Here is a 7,517-nt window from a genome sequence, read left to right on the forward strand (position 1 = left end):
CCTTGCTCGGCGCCCTGGCGGTGCTGGTGGTGTTCGCAACGGCCCTGGCCTGGCAGCTGGGGCTGTTCTCAGTGCAGCGCGATTGGGTGATCGCCGGCGGGCAGGAGGGCGGCACCTACCAACTCCTCGCCGAGCAGCTCGCCAGCCATCTCGATTCCGTAGAAAACTCCGAGCGCCTGGCGGTGCTGCCCTCCGACGGCAGCGCGATGAACCTCTCGCTGCTGAACGAGGGCCGCGCCCAGTTCGCTCTGGCCCAGGGCGACGGGCCCATGCCCACCAGCGCGCGCCTGCTGGCCGCCGTGTACGCCGAGTGGGTGCACGTGCTCCAGGCCCTCCCACCGGCGGACGAAGCACCTACCGTAGACACCCTCTCCACCGCGAGCGCCCTGTGGATAGGCGCGCCCGGGAGCGGCACGCGCTTCACCGCGCAACGCGTGCTGCAGCATGTGGGCGTGGCCATCGATCCCGCCCAGGTGGTCGAGGCACCTCTCGCAGAACTTGCGCAACGCTTCGCCGCGGGCGAGGTAACCGCGGCGGTCGTGCTCGCGCCGCCGGGCGCTGCGGTGGTGCGAGATGTCTTGGCGAGCGGGGAGGTGCGCCTGGTGCCCGTCGCCGGTGCGGCGCTCTCCCTCTTGGACGCGGCCTATCAGCCGGTGGAGGTGCCCGTGCATCTCTACGGGGCTGCCCCGGCCGCGCCGGTGGCTACCGTGGCCGTGGATGCCATGATCCTCGCCCACCGGGAGGTGCCCGCGGACGCGGTGCGCGGCGTGCTGCAGGAGATCGCCGACGCGCGTGCGGAGCTCAGCGATGCGGTGGGATTTCGCCTGCCGCTGGCGCGCTATGCGCCGGAACGGGTGTCCTTGCCCTACCACGCCGGTGCCACCGCCTTCTTCCTGCGCGAAGAGCCTTCGTGGTTCGTGCGCAACGCGGAGGCGATCAGCCTCATCCTCACGCTGGTGGTAGGTGCCTGGTCCATCGGGTCCCTGTTGCTGCGCTGGAGCGCGAGTCGACGCAAGGAGCGCATCGACGCCTTCTACTGGCGCGTGCGTGAGTGCGGCAAGCTGCCGCGCCACGAGCGCCTGGCCGCCCTGGAGGAAATCGAGCGCGAGGCCATGCAACAGCTCATGGACGAGCAACTCTCCGCCGACCAGGCCTTCCTGATCTTCCAGAACTACCTGCGCAACATGATCGAGGAAGCCAAGCCCGACCCGGGCGCAGCTCCCTAGCCGGCTGGGGACGTGTGAACCTCAGGAGTTGTGGCCTCGATGCCGCCGAGCGGAGGGGATTTCGTGTGCGCGATCAGAGCTGTGCGCTGCGCCTGGGTTTGCCCCCGAGCGGCTGAATCCAGGTTGGGTGCGCAGAGCGAACTTCCTCACGCGCTTTCCCTTGCCCGCAAAGGTGCCCTTCGATGCAGCACGCGCCCCATCATCGTCTATACCCGCCTCAGCGCTCGATCGCATGGCTGCTGTTGGCGCTCAGTGCGTCCTGCGCGTTGGCGCAGCCGCCGGCAGATCGCTCGGGCGGTGCCCCCGGTGCTCGCCCACCCCAGCAGACCGGATGGCAAACGGATCTCGGCGCCGCGGTGATCGTCAATCCTCGCTTTCAAGGCAGCAGCGACTACCGCATCCTACCGGTGCCTTACTTCGACGTTAGGTACAATGATCGCAAGGGCAACCTGCTCTTCGCCAACGTGCCTCAGGGCCTCGGCGGCTACTTCTTGCGCTCGGTGGACAGCAGTGGTCGGCGGCTCGCGGCGTCCGCGTCCATCGCGCCGGGCTTCGCCAATCGCGATCCCGACGATCTGGAGGGGCTGGACACCTTCGGCACGGCGATCGAGGCACGCATGCAGCTGGAGTACGGTACCCGCCGCTTCGCCATCCAGGCCTCGGTGGCGCAAGCCCTGGGCACGGGGCACGAGGGGTTCTACGCCGATCTTGGCGCCAGCTGGCGCACGCGCGTGGGCCAGCGAGGTTTCCTGAGCCTGGGGCCGAACATTCGCTGGGGCAACGACCAATTCCTGGGCGCCCTGTACGGCGTGTCCACGCAGGAGGCTGCGGCGACGGGCCTCGGCGCCTTCGACGCGGGGGCCGGCCTCGAGCGCGTGGGCGTGCAGGGGATACTCAGCCTGCCCGTGAACGACCGCTGGCGTTGGACGACGGTCGCTCAGGTGGGCACGTTGCTGGGGGATGCCGGCGACTCGACGCTCACGGACAGCAAGACCCAGGCCTTCATGCTGATGGCGCTGACGCGACGCTTCTAAGGCCGGTTCGCCCGCCTAGGAGGCCTTCTGGAGCTCGTCGGGTTCGCCCTGGGGTTCTGACGGGCTTGCCGTCGCGTTAGTGCTGGCGGGCGCAGCGCTCTCGCTGGTGCTCTTGCGTTGCGCCGTCTCTAGCTTCTCGCGAATCAGCCCTTCGTCCTCCACGGACTGGATCACCAGGCCCCACCAGCCGAGGCCGTCGTATTCCTCGTAGCCGAGAGTCTTGGCGTAGGCAATGATGTGGCCATTGTCGTCGTAGTAGCTGCCCTTGACCGCATCTTGATTCTGCAGCGGGTAGTGCTGCCAGAGCATCGATGGGTCGGAACTGGCGATGACCCGGTGCTTGGCATCGAGCAGGGCGACCGTGGTGCGCTTCTTGTCGTTGTCGCTCAAGGTGGGCTCGTCCTCGACGATGCTGCGACCCTGTTCCTGCCAGTTGAAGTACACCCCGAGGGTGCCGAGCATCTCACCGTTCGGCTCGCCGTTGCGGCGAACACTGGCGGCGTAGGCCAGCATCTGATGGCCGTCGTGGCGGGGATCCGCCTTGGGATCGTCCACCACGTACTCGTCGCCACTGCTGGTGGCGCGGGCGCGTTGGAACCAACGCTCCCCGGAGAAGTCGGCGCCCACCAGCTTGCGGTAGTTGCCGTTGGAGACGGCCACGACGCGACCGGCCGTGTCCGTGAGCACGAGGTTCTCGTAGACCGTGTAGAAGCGGTTGATCATGCCGAGGCGCTTGCCGGCAAAGTCGATGCGCTCCGCGCTGGGGTCCGCTAGCGCTTCCCAGAGCGAGGGGTCGGTGGCCCACCAGCGCACGTCTGCCGTGCGCTCGAAGAGGTTGCGCACGATCAACTGCACGAGGACTTGCGCCATGTCGTGAAGCTTCTCCCCCTCCATCTGTTCGACCAGCCGTTCGGACATGTTCTGACCGAGGCTGATACGCGCCATCACCTCCTCCTGGAAGCGTTCGTTGGCGGTGGCGGCGTTGCCGGCGAGCTTCTGCACCTCTTCGGCGACGACGCTGAAGCCCCGTCCCACTTCGCCGGCCCGGGCGGCCTCGATGGCGGCGTTGAGCGAGAGCAACTTGGTCTGGTTGGCGATGCTGAGGTTGACCTTGGAGAAGGTCTCCACGTCCATCACGATCGATTCCATCACCATGCGCATCGTGCGCGGGGAGGCTTGAACAGAGGCCGCCGGTTTCTTCGCCATGCTCTCACTCGCTTGAAAAGTCAACGGTTAATGGCGCGCGTAGCACCTGCGTATAGCGAGGATTGTGGCAGTGGTGTCGGCGAAACTATGTGAACCAGTCTGGGGAATGTCAGTTCGCCGTTTGCTGACCCTGTGACCCGATTGGCGTCGCCAGAATGGTGGCCAGGCGGGTGACGAAAACGTCGATCTGCGCAGGCGTGAGCGCGCTGAAGCCCGCCACCAGACCGTCGCCCTCGGAAGTGCGAGCGCCATCGTAGTGACGCAGGGTGGGCAGGAGCACACCCTGCGTGCGCAGGGCGTGGGAGATGGCGGCGGCTGGCTGAGTGGCGAGGGGCTCGATGATGGCGTGCAGCCCCGCCTCCAAGCCACTGATCGAGCAGGGGGCAGCGCGCTCGGCGAGGGCCTCGGCCAGCGTCCGGCCGAGGCCTGCGTAGTGCTGGCGCATGCGTTCCACGTGGCGCTCGAAGGCGCCGTTGGCGATGAACTCGGCCAGGGCGACCGTGGTGGGGGTGGGGGCACTGTACTCGCTGATGGCGCGCCAATCGGCCATGGCGTCGATCAGATCCGCGTGCCCGGCGGCAAAGCCGATGCGTAAGCCCGGGAACATACTCTTGGAGAAGGTGCCGCAGTAGAGCACCGGCGCCTCTGGCCAGGCGGCGAGCGGCGAGAGGGGCGGCACGTCGTAGCGGAACTCACCGTCGTAGTCGTCTTCGATGATCAAGGCGTTGTGCTCGCGGCACCAGGTGACGAGCGCGTGTCGTCGGCGCAGGGACAGGCGCGCGCCGGTCGGAAACTGGTGGGACGGTGTCACGTAGACCACCGTGGGCACGGGCCCGTCGGCAAGGGCGCCGACCTGCAGGCCTTCCTCGTCCACGGGCACGTCGAGGATCTCGGCACCGGCGGTCGCAAAGACCTGCCTCGCCAAGGGGTACCCGGGATTCTCCACGGCCACCGAGGTGTTCTCGCGCAGCACGACGCGGCTCGCCAGGTGCATGGCGTGGACCGCGCCGTTGGTGATGATGATCTGCTCCGGGGCGTAGCGCAGGCCGCGTCGTCGTCGCAGGTAGTGGCTGATCTGTTCGCGCAGGGCGAGATCGCCGCGCCCGCACCCGTAGTCGGGCGAGGGTGGGGCGTTCGCGGCGTGGGTCAGGCAGCGTCGCCATTCGGTACGCGGAAACAGCTCGGTGGCCGGGCGGCAGGGCCGCAGGTCGAGGATGCCGGCGGCGGGCAGCAGGTCCATGTCCGGGGCAGGGGCCCGATTGCTGAGGGCCGGTCCCAGGTACGTCCCGTCCGGGGTGACCGGCTGGCGCAGCAACTCAGCCGTGGGGCTGATCCGCGTGCCATCGCCGACGCGGGATTCGATCAGGCCCTCGGCGCGCAGCATGTCCCACGCCGTATCGACGGTGCCCCGCGCCACGCCCAGGGCGCCCGCCAGCGCCCGCGCCGAGGGCAGGCGATCACCGCGGCGCAGGTGTCCGTCGATGAGCAGCTCGCGCATGCGCTCGGCCAGATGCCTCGAGAGGGGCACGTCCTGCGGCCGTGCCTGCCAGTCGAGCAGGGAGAGCAGCGTCTCGTCGGCACCCATCGTGAGGTCCTCAGGCTCCAGCGTCGGTGTTGAAGGGGTAAGCACTATACCGTTGCCGGTCCGAAGCGAGATGGGCGCGGATTGGCCCAGGGCACCGCCGCGCATTGGCCCGAGTTCGGATCGGCGGGAATCGCTAGAGTGGTCCCATGAATCAGGTCAACGCCCTCAATACCCATTGTCCCTGGTCCGGCGATCCGGTCAGTGCGGATTCGATCACCCTGTACCGCCAGCAGCCCGTGGGGTTCTGCAACCCCGGGTGCCGCGATCGCTTCGAGCGTGCCACGCTGCACTTCGACGCACTCATCAGCGACCCGGCGGAGGGGCCGCCGCCGTTCCGCAGCCGTGCGGTCTACAACCGTTGGATGAACCAGCGCCTGCTAGAGGCCGTAGACAAGCTCTCCGACGATGATTACCGCCGGGATCTCGGGGCGTTCTTCCGGTCGATCCACCTCACGCTCAACCATCTGCTGGTCTGGGACGTGACTTGGCTCAAGCGACTGGCGGCGCGCTTTCCCGAGGAAGCCGCCCTCGAGCCGCTTCGACCGCGGCCGATGCCGATCGCGCACGATCAGGAGTTGTGCCCCGATCGTGATGCGCTACGGCGAGAGCGCGAGGCGCTGGACGCCGTGCTGCTTGCCTACGTGGAAGGGATCAGCACCGCCAAGGGCGCGCAGATCCTCCAGTACGAGACGCGCGACGGTCAGCGCGTGCGTAAGCGCGTGGACGGTGTGCTCACGCATCTGTTCAATCACCAGACCCATCACCGCGGCCAGATCACGACCCTGCTGAGTCAGCTGGGCATCGATCCGGGCGACACGGATCTGTTTCTCACCCTGGAGGACTTGTAGGCGTGACCCCCTATCGTCCGCGGGCGTTTCGCTTCGATGAGCTGCACCGGATCGGCGGTGTCACGCTCAAGTGCTACCGCATCGGCGTCTCGCCAACCACGGTCATGGCGGCCGAGGCGCAAGAACGCTACGCCCAGGCCCTGGCCTACGTGTGCGCCCGCGCGCCCGACGTCTTCGAGGCCGACCGCTACCCCAATCACGCGCTCGGCTACCTGATCGTCCACTTCGGTGCTCAGCGCGTGTGGCTGTTGCTCCATTGGTGGCACGGGGAAGACATCGTGCTGGCGCATCTGGCGAGCGCGCCTGTGGAGGCGGGGCCCTTCCAGAGTGAGCAGGGCGGGCCGTTCCACGCCTGCGTGTGGGAGCACCTGGTGATTCACCACGAGCGCGAGGCCTGGGTGCGTCACATGCTGGTACCAACGCCAGATCCCGAGACGTACCTAAAGGATCGGATGGCCGATGGCGAATACTGACGAGCAAGGCAATGCGCCGGTCGTGCGCGCGATGGCGCCGGAAGACGTGGGCGAGGTGTTGGAACTCATGCGTGAGCTCGCGCGCATCGAGGGGTACCTGGCGCAGCTGGCGGTGACGGAGCGCGATCTGCTCACCCACGGCTTCGGTCCCGTGCCGAGCTTCCAGGCCTTCGTCGCCCAGCGCCACCCGGGGGCGGCCTTGGAGGGCCTCGCCGTCACCTACCTGATCCCATGGACCTACGACCTGCGCCCGACGGTGGTGCTGAAGGAGCTGGTGGTGGCGCCGGGGGCGCGCGGCGGCGGGGTGGGTGCTGCCCTCATGGCCGAGGTCGCGCGCTACGCGCTGGCGCGTGAGGCGCCGCGCGTGGCCTGGACCGTGCTCCAGGACAATGCGCCGGCCCAGCACTTCTACCGACAGTGTGGCGCCAAGGCGGACGCCCTGTGGCAGAACTGGGGCTTGGATGAGGAGGCGATGCGGTCGCTCACCGACTGAGTGGGCGGTTTGCTGTCCAAAGGCGAGGCTGCGGAGCTCGGCAGTCCTGCGAGGGTAAGCGGCGCTCTGCGCATCTCTTTGCGCGGTAACGGCCGTCTGGCACTGGCTTGTGCAAGAATGCCCGGGCTCTGTCGCCAGCGTTTGGAGGCGACCGAGCACGGTCCTCCAGGAGTCTCGCCTCGTGCTGCTGCGCCACCTCCAATATCTCGTTGCGCTATCCCGCGCACAGCACTTCGCGCGCGCCGCTGCGGCCTGCGCGGTCACCCAACCCACGCTGTCCTCCGGCATCAAGCAGCTGGAGGAGGAGATGGGCGTGTTGCTCGTGTTCCGCGGGCAGCGCTTCGAGGGGTTTACGCCGGAGGGGGAACGGGTGCTGGAGTGGGCCCAGCGCATCGTCGACGAGTGCGATGGGCTCAAGCAGGAGGCCGCGCGCTTGCGCGGGGAATTGCAGGGGCAGCTGCGCATGGGCGCCGTGCCCACGGCCATCCCGATGTTGCGGATCCTGCTCAACGCCTACGCCGACGCCCACCCGCGCGTCCGCTTGACCCTGCGGTCGTCCTCGTCATCGAAGATCCTGAGCGGGATCGAAGCGCACACGCTCGACGCTGGCATTAACTACCTGGGCCTCACCAACGCCTCGAACGTGCGCGAG

At 68.0% G+C, this 7,517-nt stretch carries 8 protein-coding genes; 6 read left to right on the top strand and 2 right to left on the bottom strand.

The genetic code is table 11. The features are described from left to right. On the top strand, positions 1 to 1,226 hold a 1,226-nt coding region (locus tag AAF184_23745), incomplete at its 5' end, for a TAXI family TRAP transporter solute-binding subunit (protein MEO0425369.1). 182 nt (positions 1,227 to 1,408) lie between these two features. Beyond that, complete coding sequence (locus tag AAF184_23750) at positions 1,409 to 2,260, top strand: MipA/OmpV family protein (protein MEO0425370.1); 852 nt, start codon at positions 1,409 to 1,411, stop codon at positions 2,258 to 2,260. Between the two features lie 15 nt (positions 2,261 to 2,275). Here AAF184_23750 and AAF184_23755 read toward each other — a convergent pair whose 3' ends face one another. Beyond that, complete coding sequence (locus AAF184_23755) at positions 2,276 to 3,466, bottom strand: methyl-accepting chemotaxis protein (protein ID MEO0425371.1); 1,191 nt, start codon at positions 3,464 to 3,466, stop codon at positions 2,276 to 2,278. 109 nt (positions 3,467 to 3,575) lie between these two features. Then, complete coding sequence (locus AAF184_23760; protein ID MEO0425372.1) at positions 3,576 to 5,051, bottom strand: PLP-dependent aminotransferase family protein; 1,476 nt, start codon at positions 5,049 to 5,051, stop codon at positions 3,576 to 3,578. Between the two features lie 146 nt (positions 5,052 to 5,197). Between AAF184_23760 and AAF184_23765 the strand changes: the two genes are divergently transcribed. From AAF184_23765 to AAF184_23780, 4 genes are all read left to right on the top strand, one after another. Continuing rightward, entirely contained in the window at positions 5,198 to 5,899 is a 702-nt protein-coding gene (locus tag AAF184_23765; protein MEO0425373.1) for a DinB family protein, read from the top strand. A 2-nt stretch (positions 5,900 to 5,901) separates the two neighbouring features. Beyond that, positions 5,902 to 6,372 (top strand): hypothetical protein, encoded by a 471-nt coding sequence (locus AAF184_23770; GenBank protein ID MEO0425374.1) that lies wholly within the window; start codon positions 5,902 to 5,904, stop codon positions 6,370 to 6,372. Further along, positions 6,359 to 6,865, top strand: a complete 507-nt coding sequence (locus AAF184_23775; protein ID MEO0425375.1) for a GNAT family N-acetyltransferase — start codon at positions 6,359 to 6,361, stop codon at positions 6,863 to 6,865. Before AAF184_23770 ends, AAF184_23775 begins: the two co-directional genes overlap by 14 nt. 181 nt (positions 6,866 to 7,046) lie before the next feature. Next, on the top strand, positions 7,047 to 7,517 hold a 471-nt coding region (locus AAF184_23780), incomplete at its 3' end, for a LysR family transcriptional regulator (protein MEO0425376.1).

Source organism: Pseudomonadota bacterium (assembly GCA_039815145.1).
Lineage (GTDB): Bacteria > Pseudomonadota > Gammaproteobacteria > Steroidobacterales > JBCBZW01 > JBCBZW01.

Bases quoted from the DNA above. Each gene is read 5' to 3' on its own strand.
- AAF184_23775 (MEO0425375.1), top strand. From the start codon at position 6,359: ATGGCGAATACTGACGAGCAAGGCAATGCGCCGGTCGTGCGCGCGATG.
- AAF184_23755 (MEO0425371.1), bottom strand. From the start codon at position 3,466: ATGGCGAAGAAACCGGCGGCCTCTGTTCAAGCCTCCCCGCGCACGATG.
- AAF184_23760 (MEO0425372.1), bottom strand. From the start codon at position 5,051: ATGGGTGCCGACGAGACGCTGCTCTCCCTGCTCGACTGGCAGGCACGG.
- AAF184_23765 (MEO0425373.1), top strand. From the start codon at position 5,198: ATGAATCAGGTCAACGCCCTCAATACCCATTGTCCCTGGTCCGGCGAT.
- AAF184_23750 (MEO0425370.1), top strand. From the start codon at position 1,409: ATGCAGCACGCGCCCCATCATCGTCTATACCCGCCTCAGCGCTCGATC.